This is a genomic window from Tumebacillus algifaecis (assembly GCF_002243515.1).
Classification (GTDB): domain Bacteria; phylum Bacillota; class Bacilli; order Tumebacillales; family Tumebacillaceae; genus Tumebacillus_A; species Tumebacillus_A algifaecis.
The window spans coordinates 2,376,190-2,398,974 of the sequence record NZ_CP022657.1 but is presented as its reverse complement, the minus strand read 5'-3'; the positions used below and the strand labels follow the sequence as shown (position 1 = coordinate 2,398,974).

Sequence of the window (22,785 nt, the reverse complement as noted above, 5' to 3'; positions counted from 1 at the left end):
TCCTTTCTAAACATGGTTCGATCTATCGTCTCCGCGCATGTGCGGAGCGAGAAGCTCGCTTGATGCTCGATTCTTGCTGCGGAGTCTCGTTGAGCAAAATGTCGATCATGGCGGACAGCTCCGCTATGCTCGGTGCTTCAAACAGCGCAGACAACGGCACTTCTACCTTCAGCTCGGCGCGAATCTCCGCGATCGCCTGCATGGCGAGCAGCGAGTGGCCACCGAGCTCAAAGAAGTTGTCATGCACGCCGATCTGCTGCAGGCTGAGCAAGTTGGCGACGATGGCGGCCACTTTTGTTTCGGTCGGAGTGCTTGGCTGCGCAAAATCCTCGCTATCCATGGCGGGCCATTCAAGTGTCTGCAGAGCTTTTCGGTCCACTTTTCCATTCGGGTTCAAAGGCAGTGCTTCCAGTTGGATGAACCGAGCAGGAATCATATAATCGGGCAGTCGTTTCTGCAATTCGTGACGCAAGGAGCGCACATCCAACTTTCCTTCCTCTGATCTTGCCACATAGGCGATCAACCGCTTCTCCCCCGCTGCGGTCTCATGTACTTGCACAACGGCATCCACAATGTCAGGCTGTTGAGTCAATGCCGCTTCGATCTCGCCGATCTCGATACGGAACCCGCGAATCTTGACCTGTCCGTCGATGCGTCCGAGAAACTCGATCGACCCGTCTGGTAGGTAGCGCACAAGGTCGCCCGTCTTGTAGCGTCTTTGTCCATCGACCGTAACGAATTTTTCTGCTGTCAATTCCTCTCGACCGAAGTATTCTCGAGCAACCCCAAGTCCGCCGATCTGAAGTTCACCCGGCACTCCGAGCGGGACCTCTTGGTCGAACGGATCACAGATGTAGAGCTGAGCGTTCAAGCAACGCTTGCCGATCAAAATCCGATCCCCCTCTTCCCCGCGCTTGGCCAGATGACTGGTGGCGAAGATTGAAGCCTCCGTCGGACCATAGAGCACATACGTGTCTGTGCGCGGAAAGGTTTGATTCGTCTCTACTAACATCTGTGGGGGGACTGCGTCTCCGCCGATGAACAGGTAGCGCAAGTTGTCAAATCGCGTCCCCTCTTGAATCGCAGATTTCGTAGCTTCGATGACGCGTCTCATCAAGTTTGGTACGAAATTTACCACGGTGGCACGTGTCAGATCCACGATCATGCGGTCAATGTTTAAGATATGATCCCGAGAGAGCAAGAGGATGCGACCCCCAACAAACAGAGTGCTCCACAGTTCGAATTGCGAAATGTCAAACGCAGCGGATGAAGTCCACATGATCACATCGCTTTCTCGGAACACGAATTGCTCTTGGGCGATGAGCAAAGTGGAGAGCACGTTTCGATGTTCGACGGCGACAGCTTTCGGCCGGCCAGTCGATCCAGATGTGTAGATCAGATAAGCAAGATGATCTGGACGCACATCGCTGCTCACATCTTCGCCAGAGTAGGCTGACAGCACATCCTCATCTTGATCGAGACAGACGAGTTGAGCCGGCAGGTTGGGCAGCTCTCGGATTAGATGGGAGTGTGCAACCATCACCAACGCATTCGTATCCTGCAGGATGAACGCAGTTCGCTCCGGCGGATTGTTCGGATCGATCGGCACGTATGCTCCGCCCGCTTTGAGAATGGCAAGTTGGGCGATCACCAGATCGAGTGACCGATCCAGGCAGAAGGTGACGGGCATCTCCGGCCCAACACCGAGCGCCTGCAGATGTCGAGCCAATTGGTTGGCGCGCGCATTGAGCTCACGGTAACTGAGTTCATTCCCTTCATGTTCGACCGCGATGCGATCTGGCGTGCGGATCACCTGTGATTCAAACAGGCGGTGCACACATTGATCTGCTGGTGATGGCAGTTCACCATTCCATTCGCTAAACAGCCTCTTCTCCGCTTCTGTTACCATCTGCAGTTCAGACACCGGTGTGTTTGGATTTTCAATCACGCTGTTCATCAGCGTCACCAGATGGTCTGCCATGCGAGCAATCGTACTGGCCTCGAAAAGATCGGTGCTGTATTCGAGATGTCCGTTCAGCCCTTGTTCACTCTCTTCGAAGGTTACGGACAGATCGAATTTGGCTGTCGTCGTCGCTCCTTCGATCTGCTGGATGGCAAGCCCTGGAAGTGATAAACATGCCTGCGATGCGCTTTGCAGTGCGAACATCGCTTGAAACAGCGGGGATCTGCTTCGATCGCGGATCGGCTGGAGCTCGGCTACCAGTTTTTCGAACGGAATATCCTGATGCGTGTAAGCGTCGAGCGCCGTTTGGCGGACTTGAGCTAGCAGTTCGACAAATGTCTGCCGCGCTGACAGGTCGGTGCGCATGACCAGCGTGTTGACAAAAAATCCGATCAATCCTTCCGTTTCTTGCTGCTGACGCCCGGCGATCGGAGTGCCTACAACGAGGTCCTCCTGGCCTGTATAGCGGTACAACAGCGTTTGGAAAACGCTGAACAAGGTCATAAACAGCGTCGCACTGTGACTTTTGCCGATCGCTTCAAGCGCTTCGACAACCACTTTGTCGATCGCAAAAGCAAAGGAAGCACCGCGATAGGATTGTACAGGTGGACGCGGATGATCGGTTGGCAATTGCAGAGCTGGTAGTGACCCGCCGAGCTGTGTCTTCCAGTAGGACAACTGCTCGTCCCACCGCTGTCCAGCGAGCCATTCGCGCTGCCAGATCGCATAATCTGCGTACTGAATCGACAAGTCGGCGAGCGGAGACGTCTGACCTTCTACATAGGCTGTATACAGCGCGCCTATCTCCTGCACGAGCAGACCGATCGACCAGCCGTCTGAGATGATATGGTGCATGTTGATCACAAGCGCATGATCGTCAGATGCGCGTTGCAGGAGCTCGACGTATAGCAACGGTCCTGCGGTCAGATCGAACACTCGCTCTGTCTCCGCTTGAAGACGCGCACTCACTTCCCGTTCCCAATCGGCGGACGAGAGGCTGCGCAGGTCGGTGCGAGTCAAGCGTTGCCAATCTGGTTTTGCGATGCGTTGAACTGCGCTGCTTTCGACCTGATGCAAGGTGGTGCGCAGAATCTCATGCCGCTTAATGATCTCGTTGATACTCCACTCGAGTGCCTCATCATCCAGCTCGCCGATCATCGAGAGTGCAAACGGGATGTTGTATGCGGTGTTGCCTGGCATCAGACGATCGAGAACCCATAGTCGCTCCTGTGCAAAGGAGAGTGGAATCTCCCCGATCCGGGACTGCTGACAGATCGCTTGGGTTGAAACTGGCATCTCCTTCATCTGCTGGTGTTGAACCTCTTCGGCCAGAAGCCGTAGAGTTGGAGTTTCGAACAAGGTGCGAAGCGATAGTTTGATCCCGAGTGTTGCACCGATTCTCGAGACCGCTTGAGTAGCTCGCAGCGAATGTCCGCCAAGGTCAAAGAAATTGTCTTCGCGATCGATCTGTTCGACTCCGAGCACTTCCTTCCAAATTTCAGAAATCGCGATTTCGGTAGCACTCTCCGGCTGCGAGCGAATTGTGCGATCTTTCTGCTGCCCAATCGGTGCGGGCAAAGCATTGCGATCCAGCTTGCCGTTGTGTGTGAGCGGCAGAGCGTCAAGCAGCACGAAGGCGGCTGGAACCATGTAGTCTGGCAAGCGCTCTTTGCAATGAGAGAGTAGATCGCTCGGCTGCAGTTCGGTACCGACATGGGTGACCACATAGGCGACGATCTGCTTGTCGTCCGCCCGATCTTCGCGCACCAGCACGGCCGTTTCGCGCACGCCCGGGTGGTGGCCGATCATCGATTCGATCTCCCCCAGTTCGATGCGAAACCCTCTGATCTTCACTTGGTGGTCGATCCGTCCGAGATATTCCAACTCTCCGCTCGGCAGGCGCCGCGCCAGATCGCCCGTCTTGTAGAGGCGAGCTTGCGCTTCGGCGCGGAACGGATGGTGCAGGAACCGCTCGGCGGTCAGCTCCGGCCGGTGGAGGTAGCCAGGGGCTACCCCTGCCCCGCTCACATATAGCTCACCCGCTACGCCGATTGGCACCGGCTCCAGATGCGGGTCAAGCACGTACACCTCAAGGTCGGGGATCGGATGTCCGATCACGCTGTTTGCGCGCAGCGCATCTTCCCGCTTCAAGGGGCGGTAGGTGACGTGGACGGTCGTCTCGGTTATGCCATACATGTTGATCAACTGCGGGCTCTGGTCGCCGTGCCGATCGAACCAAGGGCGCAGCGCGGGCAGATCGAGCGCTTCGCCGCCGAAGATCACCCAGCGCAGGGACAGCGCTTGCCGGTCCGATTGTGCCGCTTCCGCTTGCATGAGCTGACGGAAGGCGGAAGGCGTTTGGTTGAGCACCGTCACCCGCTCGGAGGCGAGCAGGTGCAGGAACGCTTCGGGCGAGCGGCTGATCCAGTAGGGCACGATGACCGCTTTCCCTCCGTGCAAGAGCGCGCCCCACAGCTCCCAGACCGAGAAGTCGAACGAGAAGGAGTGGAAGAGCGTCCAGACATCGTCTTCTGCAAACGGGAACCAGTGCGCAGTCGAAGTGAACAGGCGGATGACGTTCGCATGCGGAATCGGCACGCCTTTGGGCTGTCCGGTCGATCCGGACGTGTAGATCACATAGGCGATGCTTTCTGCCGTCGCGGCGCTGTGCAGATTGTCAGCGCTCGCGGAGGCGAACAGAGCGTGATCATCCAGACAGACGACCTGTGCGCGATGAGCAGGAAGCGTATTGCGCAGATGCTGTTGCGTCAGCAGGATCGAAAGGCTGGCATCCTGAAGCAGGAACGCGAGTCGATCGGCCGGATAGGCAGGATCGAGCGGGACGTATGCACCGCCTGCCTTGAGGATGGCGAGCAGGCCGATGACCAGCTCCAGCGATCGCTCGGTGCAGAGGCCGACAAGCGTGTTGGGCTGTACCCCGAGCGACAGCAGATGGGCGGCGACCCGGTTGGCTCGCTCGTTCAGCTCCCGATAGGTCAGGGAGTTCGACTCGAAGACGAGCGCAACGCGGTCGGGCGTCCGTTCCACCATCGCTTCAAACTGCTGATGCAGGGTCTGTTCGGATGAGCGACGCATCTCTGCTGGGTGCGGCAGTTGTAGCAATCGTGCTCGTTCTGATGCTGCCAAGAGCGGCAGGCGAGAAATTTCAGACACAGGTCCGTTCAGAATCGAACGCAACAACTGTTCGTAGTGCTGCATCATCCGCTGGATGGTCGTGCGATCGAACAGATCGGCGTTATACTCCCACCAGCCGCTCACCTTTCCTCCTTCTTCGAGCAGCACTAGGTTCAGGTCGAACTTCGCAAAAGGCGTTTCCTTGTCGATCAAGTTCAAGTTCAATCCGGAGAGTTTCTGCTCGGTCAGCTGCGTGCTTTGCAAACCGAACATCACTTGGAACAGCGGGCTCCGGCTCATGTCTCGTGTCGGTTGCAACTCCTCGACCAGTCTCTCAAAGGGCACGTCCTGATGGCTGTAGGCACCGAGCATCATCTGGCGCACGCGCTCGAACAACTCTGCGCCGGTCGGCGCTCCCGACAGGTCGAGCCGGAGCGGAAGCGTGTTCACGAACAGGCCGATCAGCTTTTCTGCATGCCTGTGCCGGCGGCCGGCAATCGGTGTGCCGATCACGAGGTCCTCTTGACCGCTGTACCGATACAGCAGGATGTAGAACGCTCCGAGTAGTGTCATGAAGAGCGTGAGCTCATGCTCGTGGGAGAACGAGCGAAGCGCTGCGGTCAGCTCTTCATCCAGCACCAACCGCTCCGCCGCCCCACGCGCGCTTTGAATGGCAGGACGTGGTCTGTCGGTCGCCAGTTGCAAGATCGGAATCTCACCATGAAACTGCTGTTTCCAATATTGGATCTGCTCCTCCATCACGTCCGCTTGCAACCAGTCGCGCTGCCAGAGCGTAAAGTCTGCATATTGAAGCTCCATCTTGGGCAGTTGTGCCAGAGTCTGCTCGTGCGCAGCCTCGTAGAGCGAGACCAGTTCCTCGACAAACAGAGCGATCGACCAAGCATCGAAGATGATGTGATGGAAGGTCATCAATAAAACGTGCTCCTCTTCGCCCATGCGCACCAGCGTCCGGCGTAACAAGGGGCCGACCTGCAGGTCGAACGCTCGCTTCTCCTCCTCGGTGATGAGCTGTTCGAGTCTTTCCTTCCGCTCGCCATCTGCTCGATCGGACAGGTCGATCACCGCCAGGGTTTCTGGCTGCGGTGCGTGGATCACTTGGATCGGCTCTCCCGCTTGCTCGGCAAAAGTTGTGCGCAAGATCTCATGTCTGCAGATGATCTCATGCAAGGAAAGCTCAAGTGCAGCAAGGTCGAGCGCACCTTCCATCCGCACCGCAAACGGCATGTTGTACGCTGCTCGGTCAGGCAACAGCTGGTCGAGCATCCACAGGCGCTGTTGGGCGAACGAGAGCGGAAGCTTGGACGGTCGAGCGATCGGCAGTTGAGGTAGCACAGCGAACGAGAGGTCCCCCGTCGCTGTCCGCTCTTCGATCCAAGCGGCAAACTCGGCCACCGTCGGATGTTCAAACAGGGCGCGGAGCGGAAGATCGATCCTCATCTTCTCCTGCATCAAAGCGACCGCCTGTGTCGCCAGCAAAGAGTGTCCGCCTAGCTCGAAGAAATTGTCGTGCATGCCGATGCGATCGACGCGCAACACGCTTGACCACAACTGGGTCAGCATCGTCTCCGTCTCCGTGCGCGGCGCAACATAGGCCCTCTCGGCGCTCACGAAATCAGCAGGCTGTGGTAGTGCTTTGCGATCGACTTTGCCGGATGGTGTCAGCGGAAGCTGAGTCAGGCTGACAAACGCAGAGGGCACCATATAGTCGGGCAAGCGCTGTTTGAGAAATCTTCGGAGTTCACCCGACTCGACCGAAGGCTGATCAGCCGTTTGGACAAAATAGGCGATCAACCGCTTGTCCCCCACTTCCGCATCCTGCACGACGACCACCGCTCGGTGCACCTCGGGGTGTTGCGACAGCACTTCCTCAATCTCGCCCAGTTCGATGCGGAAGCCGCGCACTTTGACCTGATGATCGATACGCCCGAGAATTTCAAGCGATCCGTCAGGCAGGTAGCGTGCTAAGTCGCCCGTCTTGTAGAGGCGGGATGCTGGCCCGGATGCGAAAGGATGCGGAAGGAACGCTTTCGCTGTCAATTCCGCGGCGTTTCGGTAGCCGGTCGCCAAGCAGGAACCGCCCAGATAAAGCTCACCGACAGCACCTACAGGCAACGGCTGCAGGCTGGCGTCCAACACATAGGTTTCCACATGCTCCAGAGGACGACCGACCGACACTGGCTCGGAGAGCGCCACCTTCCCGGCTGTCGCCCAGACGGTCGCTTCGGTCGGCCCGTACAGGTTCCACACTTCTCCGACGCGCGTGAGCAGGTCGTCGGCCAGATCGCGAGGCAGGTTCTCCCCGCCACAGAGGGCGCGTAGGTCGTGCTTCCCTAGCCAACCAGCGTGGATCAACAAATACCAAGTCGCAGGGGTCGCTTGAAGAACGGTCGCCTGCGCCGCTTCTAAGAGCTGTCCCAATCGTTTCCCATCGGCCGCCACTTCCGCTTCTGCGATGACCACTTGAGCGCCGGAGATCAGCGGCAAGAACAGCTCAAGAATCGAGATGTCAAAGGAGATCGTCGTCACGGAGACCAGCACTTCCCGCTCAGAGAACGACAGACGTTGCTGTATCGTCAACAGAAAATCGGTCAACGAGCGATGCTCGATCTGTACCCCTTTGGGCACGCCGGTAGAACCTGAAGTGTAGATCACATAGGCGGGTTGCTCAGACTTGATCGCCTCCCAAACAGGTTGGTCATTTGCGCGCACTTCAACAGCTGAATCGACGCAGAGCAGATGTTTCATTTCGTTCATCCAAGGTTCGACCAGCTTGCTCTCGGTGAGCAGTACGGCCGGCTGTGCATCCTGCAAGCAACGAGTCACGCGTTCGACCGGATGTGCGGGGTCGAGCGGTACATAGGCGCCTCCCGCTTTCCAGATGGCGAGGATGGAGATGACCCATTCGTGCGAGCGGTTCAGGTAGAGCCCGACCAGCGCATCACGCGTGACACCCAGCGCGCGCAGCTGTTGAGCACGAGCGGCAACGCGCTGAGTTACTTCGCGGTAGGTCAGCCGCTCTTGACCGAACTGGATCGCAGTGCGGTCAGGCGTTCGCTCCGCCTGTTCCTCAATCAAGTGCAGGACCGACAGGTCCGAGTTGGACATCCAACTGCGATTATTCCATTCGACCAGCTGTTGGTTGACCTCTTCCACTGTGAGCATTGGCAGCTTTCCGATCGCTTGCTCAGGTTGGGAGGTCGATCCTTCTAGAAGCGAACGCAACAACTGTTGGTAGTGCAGCATCATCCGCTGGATGGTCTGGCGATCGAACAGATCGGCGTTATACTCCCACCAGCCGCTCACCGTCCCTCCTTCTTCGAGCAGCACTAGGTTCAGGTCGAACTTGGCGAACGGCGTTTCCTTGTCGATCAGGTTCAAGGTCAATCCGGTGAGCTTTTGCTCGGTCAACTGCGTGCTTTGCAGGCCGAACATCACTTGGAACAGAGGGCTCCGGCTCATGTCTCGCGTCGGTTGCAACTCCTCGACCAGCCGCTCAAAGGGAACGTCCTGATGGCTGTAGGCACCGAGCATCATCTGGCGCACGCGCTCAAACACCTCTTCACCAGTCGGCGCTCCCGCCAGGTCGAGCCGGAGCGGAAGCGTGTTCACGAACAGACCGACCAGCTTTTCTGCATGCCTGTGTCGGCGACCGGCGATCGGTGTGCCGACGACGAGGTCCTCTTGGCCAGTGTACCGATACAGCAGGATGTAGAACGCTCCGAGCAGTGTCATGTAGAGCGTGAGCTCATGCTCCTGCGAGAACGATCGCAGCGCTGCGGTCAGTTCTTCATCCAGCACCAACCGCTCCGCCGCCCCACGCGCGCTTTGAACGGCAGGACGTGGCCTGTCGGTCGCCAGTTGCAAGATCGGAATCTCACCATGAAACTGCTGTTTCCAATATTGGATCTGCTCCTCCATCACGTCCGCTTGCAACCAGTCGCGCTGCCAGAGCGTAAAGTCTGCATATTGAAGCTCCATCTTGGGCAGTTGTGCCAGAGTCTGCTCGTGCGCAGCTTCGTAGAGCGAGACCAGTTCCTCGACAAACAGAGCGATCGACCAAGCATCGAAGATGATGTGATGGAAGGTCATCAATAAAACGTGCTCAAATTCGCCTAAGCGCACCAGCTTCTGGCGTAACAAGGGGCCGACCTGCAGGTCGAACGCCCGCTTCTCCTCCTCGGCGATGAGCTGTTCGAGTCTTTCCTTCCGCTCGCCATCTGCTCGATCGGACAGGTCGATCACCAACAGGGTTTCTTGCTGCGGTGCGTGAATCACCTGGATCGGCTCTCCCGCTTGCTCGGCAAAAGTTGTGCGCAAGATCTCATGTCTGCAGATGATCTCATGCAAGGAAAGCTCAAGTGCGGCAAGGTCGAGCGCACCTTCCATCCGCACCGCAAACGGCATGTTGTACGCTGCTCGGTCGGGCAACAGCTGGTCGAGCATCCATAGGCGCTGCTGGGCGAACGAGAGCGGAAGCTTGGACGGTCGAGCGATCGGCAGTTGGGGTACTACAGCGAACGAGTGATTCCCCGTCGCTGTCCGCTCTTCGATCCAAGCGGCAAACTCGGCCACTGTCGGATGTTCAAACAGAGTGCGGAGCGGAAGATCGATCCCCATCTTTTCCTGCATCAAAGCGACCGCCTGTGTCGCCAGCAGGGAGTGTCCGCCAAGCTCGAAGAAATTGTCGTGCATGCCGATGCGCTTGTTGCGCAACACGCTTGACCACAGCTGGCTCAGCATCGTCTCCGTCTCGGTGCGCGCCGCAACATAGGCCCTCTCGGCGCTCGCGAATTCAGCAGGCTGTGGCAGTGCTTTGCGATCGACTTTGCCGTTTGGTGTCAGCGGAAGCTGAGTCAGGCTGACAAACGCAGAGGGCACCATATAGTCGGGCAAGCGCTGTTTGAGAAATCTTCTGAGTTCACCCGACTCGACCGAAGGCTGATCAGCCGCTTGGACAAAATAGGCGATCAAGCGCTTGTCCCCCACTGCCGCATCCTGCACGACGACCACCGCTCGGTGCACCTCGGGGTGTTGCAACAGCACTTCCTCAATCTCGCCCAGTTCGATGCGGAAGCCGCGCACTTTGACCTGATGATCGGTGCGCCCGAGAATCTCAAGCGATCCGTCAGGCAGGTAGCGTGCCAAGTCGCCCGTCTTGTAGAGGCGGGATGCTGGCTCGGATGCGAATGGATGCGGAATGAACGCGTTTGCTGTCAACTCCGGAGCGTTTCGGTAGCCGGTTGCCAAGCAGGAACCGCCCAGATATAGCTCACCGACGACACCTACTGGCAACGGTTGCAGGCTGACGTCCAACACATAGGTCTCCACATGCTCCAGAGGGCGACCGACCGACACTGGCTCGGAGAGCGCCACCTTCCCGGCTGTCGCCCAGACGGTCGCTTCGGTCGGCCCGTACAGGTTCCACACTTCTCCGACGCGCGCGAGCAGGTCGTCGGCCAGATCGCGAGGCAGGTTCTCCCCGCCACAGAGGGCGCGTAGGTCGTGCTTCCCTAGCCAACCAGCGTGGATCAACAAATACCAAGTCGCAGGGGTCGCTTGAAGAACGGTCGCCTGCGCCGCTTCTAAGAGCTGTCCCAATCGTTTCCCATCGGCCGCCACTTCCGCTTCTGCGATGACCACTTGAGCGCCGGAGATCAGCGGCAAGAACAGCTCAAGAATCGAGATGTCAAAGGAGATCGTCGTCACGGAGACCAGCACTTCCCGCTCAGAGAACGACAGGCGTTGATGCATCGTCAACAGAAAATCGGTCAACGAGCGATGCTCGATTTGCACCCCTTTGGGCACGCCGGTAGAACCTGAAGTGTAGATCACATAGGCGGGTTGCTCAGACTTGATCGCCTCCCAAACAGGTTGGTCATTTGCGCGCAATTCAGCAGATGAATCGACGCAGAGCAGATGATTCATTTCGTTCATCCAAGGTTCGACCAGTTTGCTCTCGGTGAGCAGCACGGCCGGCTGTGCATCCTGCAGGCACCGTGTCACGCGTTCGACCGGATGTGCGGGGTCGAGCGGTACATAGGCGCCTCCCGCTTTCCAGATGGCGAGGATGGAGATGACCCATTCGTGCGAGCGGTTCAGGTAGAGCCCGACTAGCGCATCACGCGTGACACCCAGCGCGCGCAGCTGTTGAGCACGGGCGTCGACACGCTGAGTGACTTCGCGGTAGGTCAGCCGCTCTTGACCGAACTGGATCGCAGTGCGGTCAGGCGTTCGCTCCGCCTGCTCCTCAATCAAACGCAAGATCGACAGGTCCGAGGTGGACATCCAACTGCGATCATTCCATTCGACCAGCTGTTGGTTGACCTCTTCCGCTGTGAGCATCGGCATCTTTCCGATCGTTTGCTCAGGTTGAGAGACGATCTGTTCGATCAGCGTGCTCAAGTGCACCAACAGCCGTTCGATGTCTCGATCGTCATACAAACTTTGATCGTACATGGCTTTCAGCATCAGTTTGCTACCAGGTACAACAGTCAGTGTGAGCGGGTAGTTGTTCCACTCTTCTGACATGATCTCTTCAACCAACAGACCTCCGACATTTTCGGTCAGCGACCGATCCATCGGGTAATTTTCGAAGACGAAAATCGTATCGAATAAAGCTTGTCCGTGAGAAACTTCGCTCCACTTTTGAATGTCGACCAGCGGAGTATACTCATATTCGCGCACCTCAGACTGCCTTTGTTGTAGAGCCCGTAGGTAGGGAAGCACAGCTTGTGTCGATTCGATCTGAACCCGGATCGGCAACGTGCCGATGAAGAGACCGACCATCTCGTCAGATCCGAGCAGATCGGCAGGTCGACCAGCAAAGGTGGCACCAAACAAAACATCATCGTTTCCACTGTATCGGCTCAACAGGATCGACCAAGCACCTTGTACGATCGTGTTGAGGGTAAGCTGCTGTTGTTTGGACATGCGCACAAGCTGTTCGGTCACAGAGGTGGATAAGGCGGCATGTTGTTCTTGAGGTAGCGAGGAAGGCAACGTTTGTTCCGTCCCTCGCTTGCGAATGCCCAAACGCAAAGGTGTGCTGAATCCGTCAAGATAGCCGCGCCAGAAATTCTCAGCAGACTGCAACTCTTGCTGTTGTAACCAAGCGATATAGCGAACAAAAGGTAGCGCGGTTGGTTGCTGCGGCAGTTGCTCCTGATCGAAAGCTACATACGCGGCAAAGAGCTCTTGAAAAATCAAAGGCAAAGACCATCCATCTGAAACCAGATGGTGGGAAGTGAAGATCAGTTTAGATTGCTCGCTGTCAATCTCGGCCAAAGTCAAGCGGCAGAGAGGCGCACTCGAAAGGTCGAATCCGACTGTGCGCTCTTCGTCCAGAAACTGTTGTACAACCTGTTGATGTTCATCTTCCTGCAAGCTCCTAATGGTGATTGGAACCTGTTGATGTACAACTTGAAGTGGTACCTGAAGCGATTGCCAATGAAAGCTGGTGCGGAGGATCGTGTGACGATCAACCACCCATTGCCAAGCGCGTTCCAACACATCAACTTTTAAGTTCCCGCGCAGATGTAGCGTCATCTGCACGAGGTACATCCCCTTTTCTTCGACGAGGTTGGAATGATAGAGCATTCCTTGCTGCATCGGGGATAGCGGATAAAGATCCTCGATGTTTTCGAGGGGGAATCCACGTGACTCAAGTTGTGACAAGAAGCGATCGAGCCTTTCCTGATCAAGTTCAGCGTTCGGATAGTCGGAGGGTGTTCGCCCTCGACCTTCTGGAGAGAAGCAGAGTTGGATCAATTTTTGCAGATGGTCGTAGAACGAGTTCACCAGCAGCTCGATCGTATCGGCCGAATGGAACTGATCGCTGTACTCCCAATCGAGTTGCAGACGGTGATCCACAATCGCTCCGTTGATCTCCAACAGATGGCTCCTCAGGTTGTCCGCGCCGTGGGACGCCACCACTTCCTCAGCTGAAAGTGCAAAAAGATTGGAAGAGTCGAACTGCATGTCTGTCTGCCCATGATAGTTGAATAACACTTGCGGCTGTGGGGCCTTGCGCAAAGCGCTTCTCCCCTCTTCCCGGCCGATGAACCGGAGCAGACCATATCCGACACCTCCGCGTGGAACTGAGCGAAGCTGTTCCTTGACCCGCTTTAGCGAATCGGCAGGATCATCAGGGTTCTGAAGATGGAGGTGGATCGGATAGGTGGCGGTGAACCAGCCGACAGTGCGCGAAAGGTTTGCATGTTCGAACAGCTCTTCGCGCCCATGTCCCTCCAGCTCAAGCGAGACGTGCTCCCCTTTGGTCCAGTCAGCAATCGTTTGAGCCAAAGCGGTTACCAACAAGTCTTGCACACTGGTCCGAAACGCTCGAGGCGCTTCCTGCAACAATGCGCGAGTGCTTGCTGGATCGAGGAACATTCGTTTGCGACGCAGTGACGAGTACGTGTTGCGCCCAGCTGAATCATCTACAGGCAGTGGATCGGCTGCAACGTTTTGATCCAGCCAATAGGTCAGCTCCTTTTCCATCTCCACTTCCTGTGCACGTTGCGCTAAGACTCGTGCCCACCGTTGCACAGACGTCGTTTTTCTAAGCAGCCGAACCGCTTCACCGTGCAACAATTGCTCATAGATGCGCTCGAGGTCTTCGAGCAAGATCCGCCAAGAGACTCCGTCGACAGCGAGGTGATGAACCAAGCAGAAAAGGCGATGCGATCTGTTTTCCCCTCTGTCCAAGTAGACAAATCGTGCGATCGGGCCGGTAAACAGATTCAAGCTTTCCTGCCACTTCACCACTTCTGCTCTCCACACCGCTTCTTCCTCATCCGCTGAGAGATTGGTGAGATCGAGGCGTTCGAAGGGCACGTCGCCGATCGACTCGTCAAACTGTTGCTCCCAACCGCGTTCCGTTTGGACGATGCGCATGCGCAATGCATCATGATGCAAGAAGAGCGCTCGCAGAGATTCCTTCAGCACCTGCAGATCGAGTGGGACTTTTAGATCTACCAGCAGCGGCATGTTCCATTGGTGTGGCGACTCATGGTGCAGCTCGAAGAACCAGCGTTGAATTGGCGTAAGCGGAGCGGGGCCAGCAGTCGGTTCCTCCTCCGCATCAGTCCCCTTCTCATTTGCCCACTTGGCGACCTGAGCAAGTTGAGCGATCGTCGGATGTTGAAAGAGATCTTTGGGCGACAGATGAATGCCCTGAGCAGCTGCGCGAGAGGCGAGCTGGATGCTCAGAATCGAATCGCCGCCAAGTTCAAAGTAGTTCTGATGAATTCCGACTGAGTCGCGCCGCAATACTTTTTCCCAAACGGAAGCTAATTGCTGTTCCATCTCGGTTCGGGGAACAACTTCTGTCAACCGGTCTGGAGCTGTCGATTGGATGCTTGCAAGTGCACGTCGATCCACCTTTCCGTTTGGCAACAGCGGAAATTTGTCGAGCGTGACCCACGCGGACGGAATCATGTAATCGGGCAGTGATGCCTTAAGGCTCGCAACGACCTCTTGCTCATCGAATCGATCTGATGTGACCAAGTAGGCGATCAGGCGTGGGTTGCCCGGGATCTCCTCCACGGGAAGTACGATCGCCTCTTGAATGGTCGGCAGTTGTTCAAGGCATGATTCGATCTCCCCAGCCTCAATCCGAAATCCGCGGATTTTGACTTGATCATCCACTCTTCCGACATACTCCAATTGACCGTCCCTGAGCCAGCGAACGAGATCTCCTGTCTTATAGAGGCGTGCGCTTCCCTCTTCGTGGAAGGGACTGTTAAGAAAGACGGAAGCTGTCAGCTCAGGGCGATCGCGATAGCCGCGTGCGACACCTGCGCCGCTCAAATACAATTCGCCAACCACTCCGATTGGAACAGGTTGAAGATGTGCATCCAAAATGTGCGCTTCTAGATTTGCAATCGGTCTGCCGATCGGAATGGAGCCGAGCCTAGTCGAACTGCCTTTGGATCGAAATAAGGTTGCGGTGACAGTCGTTTCGGTTGGGCCATAAGCGTTGATCCAATCGATTTCGGGTGCGATCCGCTGCCAGGTGGTCAGCGCTTCAGGAGATGCTTTTTCCCCGCCGACGATCATCAGTCGAAGCGACTCGGGAAGCTTTGCACCAAGTTCTGCAAGCTCATGCGTCCAGCTTGACCAAAAGGCGGTCGGCAAGTTCAGGACGCTCAACTTTCTCTCATCGATCTCACGCAAGAAGCGTTCTGCTGTGGTGAGCATCTCTTCATCACGAATGTAAAGCGTCCCCCCTGTCACCAAAGTCGGGAAGATCTCTTCGACTGCGATGTCAAAGGAGATCGAGGAAAATTGCAGGACACGGTCATGAGGCTGCAACGAGTATTCCTCAGCGATTGCAAGGTTATGATTGACCACGTTGCGATGTTCAATCTCCACACCTTTGGGAGCCCCTGTCGAACCAGATGTATAGATGATGTAGCACAGATGGTCAGAGCGAACATCTGTAGCTGGATTCTCCTCGCATTCTTGATCGAATCGATCGTGATCCGCATCGAGCAGAAACACCGTTCGTCCCTGCACATTCGCGGGGATGCAACCTGACTGTGTGAGCAACACGTCCGCATCCGCATCTTCAAGCATGTAGGTGATCCGTTGCGCGGGATAGGCAGGATCGAGCGGCAGATAGGCGCCGCCAGCTTTCATGATCCCCAGCATGCCGATGATCATCTCGGGAGAGCGCGCAACGCATAGACCGACAGGCTGATCGACTCGAACGCCCGCTCTGATCAGCGCATGTGCAAGCTGATTGGCTCTTCTGTTCAGTTCTTTGTAGCTGAGCGAACCAGACTTCCATTCGATCGCTTTCGAGTCAGGTGTTTTTTCGGCCTGTGCTTCAAATAGCTGATGAACGCACAGGTGCTGAGGGATTGCTCGTTTTACGCCACTCCCATACGCGCTCAAGGTGCTTCTTTCGTTCGAGGTGAGCATCGAAAGAGCGGAGATCCGCTCGGTAGACCGCTCGGTGATCGAGCAGAGCAACTGCTCAAAATGGACGAGCATCCGTTTGATGGTCGCCGATTCGAAAAGGTCAGCATTGTATTCGAAACTGCCGCTAAGCTGTCTTTCGCGATCGACCATCGCAAGCGTTAGATCAAATTTGGCATGCTCGCTGTCAAACTCGATCGGGGTCAAGGCGAGATCGGGCAGTTCGATTTTTGTAAGGATGTCCTCTTGCAGGTCGAACATGACCTGAAACAACGGTGTTCTGCTCAGGTCGCGCGTCGGCACTAGAACTTCCACCAATTTTTCGAACGGAACATCCTGATGTGCGAATGCGTTGAGCGCCGTCTCCCGCACGCGGCTGAGCAGTTCGGCAAACGTCAGATTCTCCGACAGGTCGGTTCGGATCACCAAGGTGTTGACGAACAGTCCGATCATCGGCTCAACTTCTCGATGATGACGACCTGCAATCGGGGTCCCGACACAGATGTCAGGAGTGCCAGAGTAGCGTGCGAGCAACAGATTGAACGCGGAGAGCAATGTCATGAACATCGTCACCCCATGCTCACTGCTCAAAGCTCGCAAACGTACAGTCAATTCTTCAGAAAGTGTGAATCGCTCTACTTTTCCGCGCTGTGTTTGCAAGGCGGGTCGCTGATGATCGATCGGTAGTTCAAGCGTTGGCAGCGTGCCTGCTAACTGTTGATTCCAATAGTTTAACTGCTCTTCCAAAACGCTCCCTTGCAACCAGTCTCGCTGCCAACTTGCAAAGTCTGCATACTGAAGTGACAGTTCTGCCAAATCTGGTGAGCGCCCTTCGGCGAGCGCGCTGTAGCTTGCAACAAACTCCTCACGGAACAATACGATAGACCAACCGTCCGCGATGATATGATGCATGTTGATGATCAGCACATGTTCCTGATCGGCTGTTTTGACTAAGCAAAAACGAATCAAAGGGCCGCTTTGCAGGTCGAACGCAAGCCCTGCTACTTCCTGCAACAGACGTTCAAGCGTCAATTCTCGTTCCGCGCTCGAATCGTTGCTCAGATCTCTTTTCATGACCAAGACAGGAGCGGGAGGTGCGATCATCTGAATGGGAGCACCATCCACTTCAGCAAACGTTGTTCGAAGCGCCTCATGCCGGTTGACGATCAACGATAAACTTTGTTCCAATGCTGCTTCTTTTAAGTTCCCCTGCAAGCGGATCGCAAACGGCATGTTGTATGCAGCTGGATCGTCGATCAGGCGATCTAACGTCCAAAGACGTTGTTGAGCGTATGACATCGGTAGTTCTCCCGCACGAGAGATCGGGGTGAGGAGTCGATGTTTCGACAGATCGTTCGGTGCTTCCTGAGTCGCACCCTCGATCCAGCTTGCCATCTCAGCGACAGTCGGACATTCGAACAGCTGGCGAAGCGGGATGGTGAGTCCGAACGCGTCTTGCATGCGCGTCGTCACCTGAGTCGCTAACAAGGAGTGACCGCCGAGTTCAAAAAAGTTGCTTTGCGCTCCGAGTTGCTCCACTCGCAGGACTTTCGACCAGATCTCTGCGACGATTTTTTCCGTCTCGGTGTCGAGCTGGACAACTCCTGCCTGCTCAGCGTAATACTCATCTGGTACTTTCAATGCTTTGCGATCCACTTTCCCGCTGGTGGTAAGCGGCATCTCTTCCAAGATGACCAAGTGGGCAGGCACCATGTAGTCTGGCAATCGGCTCTTCAGAAAATGGCGTAACTCCTTGCGTTTCAGTGTCGTAGCTGTCACGGCAAACTTCATTGTGACAAAGCCGATCAACCGCACATCTCCATCACCAGCGTCGGTGACGATGATCGCCGCTTGTTTCACCTCTTGATGCTCGGTGAGGGTCGCTTCGATTTCGCCTAGCTCAATGCGATACCCGCGCACTTTAACTTGATTGTCCACCCTGCCGAGAATTTCCAGGTTTCCATCAGCCTGATACCGAGCGATGTCGCCTGTCTTGTACAGACGCGCTTCATCACTGGAAGAGAAAGGGTGTGGAATGAACTTTTCGGCCGTCAGTTCGAGGCGATTCAAATATCCGCGTGCTAAGCAGACCCCTCCGACATAAAGTTCACCTTTTGCACCGAGCGGCACCGGTTGCAAGTGCGCATCCAACACATACGCCTCTACATTGTCGAGCGCTTCTCCGATCAACACCGTCCCCTGTGCTCCAACACGCCCTCCCGTAGCATAGACTGTCGTTTCGGTCGGGCCGTACAAATTCCAAACCTCTCGGCTGCGCATGAGGAGATCATCGGCGAGCGCTCGCGGCATGCTCTCTCCGCCTGACATCACCAGCAGATCTTGCTTCCCTTGCCAGCCAGAATTGATCAGCTGATACCATGTTGCTGGCGTCGCTTGGAGAACAGTCGCGTTCTTTTCTTGCAACAGCTGCGCGAGCAGGCGGGCATCTGCCACCTGATCTGAATTTGCCACCACAACCTGTGCTCCGGTGATCAGCGGCAAGAACAGATCTACCGTCGAGATATCGAATGTGATCGTCGTCACAGCGACCAGCACGTCGCGTTCGCTAAATGAGAGCTTGTTTTGAAGAGAAAACAGCAGGTTGGTCAGCGAGCGATGTTCGATCTGTACCCCTTTTGGCTGTCCTGTTGAGCCGGACGTGTAGATCACATAGGCCAGCTGATGTGGGTGGGATTGTGGGTGCACCTGACGATCGATCATCTGCTGATCCTTGCGATCTACATCGATGCATAGTACCTGTTCGATCTCATCCATCCAGGTGCTGAGCAGACTGGACTCTGTGACGAGCACAGCGGCACGCGCATCCTGCAGGGTAAATATCACACGTTCCTGAGGATGTGACGGATCGAGCGGAACATAGGCCCCACCCGCTTTCCAGATCGCAAGAATGGAGACGATCAGCTCATGGGATCGATTTAAGTACAGACCGACCAACGTTTCCTTTTCGATACCTAATGCGAGAAGCTGATCTGCACGCCGGTTCGCAAGCTCATCCAACTGTTGATACGTCAGCGACACATCATCAAATGAGACGGCGATCCGATCAGGTGTTCGTCTTACCTGTTCTTCAAATAATCTGTGAACAGACAAAACTTCAGGAAAATCGCAAGTCGACCGGTTCCAGTCGATCAACTGCTGCTGCCATTCAGATTCGGTCAGCAGGGGAAGTTCAGCGACCAAACGATCGGGAGAAGTAACAAAAGCTGCGAGCAAAGTTTTGAAATGCTCAATCAATCGCTCGATCAACTCGTCGCTGAAAAGATCGGTATTATACTCAAACCGTCCAGCGAGAGTCCCCTCCACCTCTGCCATCGCCAAGGACAGATCGAACCCAGCATGATTTTGCTGAAGCGGAAGCGACTCGAAAGCAAGCTGACCTAGATTGAAACTGCCCCCCTTCATACCGAGCGAAAAAGCGGTCAACTCCTTCAGCTCGGGCAATTGAGAGCGTTGGTAGGTAAACATCGCCTGAAAGAGCGGAGGGAAACTTAGGTCGCGCTCTGGTTGTAAGTCTTCGACCAAGAGAGCGAATGGATATTCGGCATGATCGAGCGCTTCGAGAACATGTTGGCGAACCTGTCCGAGCAGTTCTCGAACGGTCGGGTCAGCTTTGAAGTCGGTTCGAATGACGACCGGGTTTACATAATAACCGATATCGGAAACTTCATGTGCACTTTCAATGATCGATGTCGGAGAGCCGATCAGCAGATCATCTTGACCTGTGTAGCGATGTAAAATGGCTTGAAATGCGGCGAGGAGCGTGCTGTAAATCGTCATGCCATGCTCAAGTGCGAGTCGGCGCACCCCCGCCGAGACGTCTGCAGACAGTTGAAACAAACTGGCAGCGCCTTTATAGGTCTGTATCGCAGGGCGAGCATGAGCGGATGGCATCTGAAGTACGGGCAACTCCCCCCCTAATTTGCGATGCCAATATTGACGTTGGCGTTCGCCTTCAGCGCTCTGAAGCAACGCCATCTGTTTTCGCACAAAGCTTTCGTAGCCGCCGTAGCCTAGGCTGGAAGAGGCCTCGGTCGCATCTGAAGAAAGTCGGATCTCTGCTTGATACAAGGTTTGCAGATCCTGAACCATCACGCCGAACGAGTTAAAATCGACAATGATGTGATGAGCGATGAGCAAAAGAATGTGCTCCGTTTCTGAACGTTTCCAGATGCAAGTTCGCAACAAACAATCATTTTCTAAGTCGAACGGACGATGCGATTCGGTGATCATTCGATCTTGGAGCTCAACTTCTGACCAAGCTTGAGCATCCTGATAGAGCCATCCCACTTCTGCCGTTTCCTGTATCGCTCGAACTGGCATCCCGTCTTGCAATGTGTACCGGGTGCGAAGTTGTGGGTGTCGCTTCGTCAACTGAAGGATGGCACGATGCCAAGCGTCCACATCAAAAGCGCCGCTCACCTTTGCTGCTCTGGCGATGTTGTACGCAGTATCTTCAGGATGCATGTTCTGCAAGAAGAAAAGGGACTGCTCGCCATACGAAAGTCCTGTTGTTTCGCCTGTGAGCTCATTGTTATCGGGAGCGATCCCCGTCTCCTCAAGATCTGCAGCACTGCGGTTCTCGATGATCGAAAGTGCCAATTGATCGAGGGTTGGCCCTGACAGCAGTTGCGAAAGTTGGAGTGAAACTCCAAAGGCACCCTGAATCTCATCCTTGAATTGGACAGCTACCAGCGAATCAAGTCCAAACTGACTGATCGGGCGATCTGACGGAGGATGAGCGGATGTCATCCGCAACAGCTGCGCCAACTGGGCTTGAAGGTGCGATCTGACCTTTTCCAGTCGTTGCTCAGGCGCATCGGTGATCCAACCTTGCGGATCTGCGAGGGACTGATCGGGTCTCTCCTCTTGAATTTGGTCGAGCTTCAACAGTTCAGATTGGGAACCATCTGTACAGAGAACATCTAACGTATTGTTCAAATAACGTGCTCGGCAGAGATGTCGCTGTACTTTTCCGCTGGAAGTCTTGGGGATGCTGACCGGCTTGATCAGAACGATTTCATGCACCTGTAGTTGATACTCTTCTGCTATCGACTGTCGAATCAGGTCAAGAACCGGTTGCAGGTTTGATCTGCGGTATTGACGCTCCACCTCTTGCACGATGACCAGCTTCTCTTCCCCATCCAATTCGATGGAGAAAGCGGCACCGTTGTTGTTATGAACGGCTTGATGGCTCTTCTGAACACAAAACTCAAGATCCTGCGGATAATAGTTGCGACCTCGAATGATGACCAGGTCTTTCAGTCGTCCCGTCACGAATAACTCTTGATCTTGGGCAAATCCAAGATCGCCTGTGCGGAGGAAGGGGCCATCTCCCGTATCTGTCAGGAAGGCATGAAACACCTCTTCCGTCTGCTCTCTACGGTTCCAATACCCTTGAGCGACACTGGGACTCTTTACCCAGATCTCGCCTACTTCACCTTCTGAACACAAAGAGAGAGTATCAGGGGATGCGATCACAATACTTTGTTGACCATCAGTAAGTCGACCACTGCTCACCAATGTTTGGGCATGCTCAAACACAGGCTCGACTTTGGATGCACGACCCTGTTGCAAAAGATCAGCATTGAATGGTTGGATGACAGGTGCTTCTTCGATTCGTCCGCCAGTTACAAACAGAGTCCCTTCGGCCAACCCATAGCACGGGTAAAAAGCTTCCCGTTGAAATCCACAGGGAGCGAAAAAGTCAGCAAATCTGTCCAGTGTCTCGGAGCGAACTGGCTCTGCGCCTGTAAATGCGACTTTCCACGTGCTGAGATCTAATGTATCTCGTTGTTCAGGTGTGATTTTTTGCACGCAAAGATCGTAGGCAAAGTTCGGCCCACCGCTCACCGTCCCACCTAGTCGAGAGATCGTCTGCAACCAAAAATAGGGTCGTTGAATAAAATCGACAGGTGCCATCAGCGTGACCGGGTATCCTGTGTACAAGGGTTGGAGGATTCCCCCGATCAATCCCATATCATGATAAGGAGGCAGCCAGATCACACAGCGGCTTGCCTCATTCGTTTCGAAACTGTTCTCGATCGCTTGTAGATTGTGCAACAGGTTGTGATGTGTCAGCATCACACCTTTCGGCAAGGCTGTTGAGCCGGATGTATATTGAAGAAACGCAAGGCTGTCCCCGTCAACAGCAGGTGGTCGCCAGCCGGTCGAACCGCTCCCCTCCCATGACGAGGTGACGATCCACTCGATGTCTTGCAGTTCGCGAAAGTTAGATTGCTGCAGCTCGATTCCGTTTAGAATCGAGGGGGTTGTCAATGCGAGTTTGGCTTGTGAATCGTGAATGATCGCCTGCAATCGGTCGAGATGACCGTTTGTACGCGGCGGATAGGCTGGGACTGGCACCAATCCGGCGTATAAACATCCAAAAAAAGCACGTATATAGGAAAGACCAGGCGGGTAGAGCAACAACACACGCTCGCCTGGCGAATGCTCTTGAAGCGTGGCAGCAAGCATGCGCGCATTTCGATCGAGCTCTTGATAAGTAACCGTCTCCTCGTCTCCGTCTGTTGTTAGAAATGAATAGGCAAGTTTTTCTGGAGAAAGGTGCGCTCTAGTTTGCAAAAGTTCGGGTAGAGTAGAAAAGATCGGGATTGAAGTTTTCATAAATGGGTTCCTCCAAACTCCAAATAATTACGATCAATACATCTTTAGGAAGAAATACAAACATCTTCTTGGATGTAGTTCCATAAGTTGTTTCAATA

Annotated in this window: 1 protein-coding gene; it reads right to left on the bottom strand. The window is 55.2% G+C overall.

The window, feature by feature from the left end:
• Nucleotides 1–22 precede the first annotated feature (22 nt).
• Nucleotides 23–22,687, bottom strand: a complete 22,665-nt coding sequence (locus CIG75_RS10345; RefSeq protein ID WP_094236599.1) for a non-ribosomal peptide synthetase — start codon at nucleotides 22,685–22,687, stop codon at nucleotides 23–25.
• Between the last annotated feature and the right edge of the window lie 98 nt (nucleotides 22,688–22,785).

What these genes read in the sequence shown, in the direction of transcription:
- CIG75_RS10345 (WP_094236599.1), bottom strand. Translation starts at nt 22,687, where the DNA reads ATGAAAACTTCAATCCCGATCTTTTCTACTCTACCCGAACTTTTGCAA.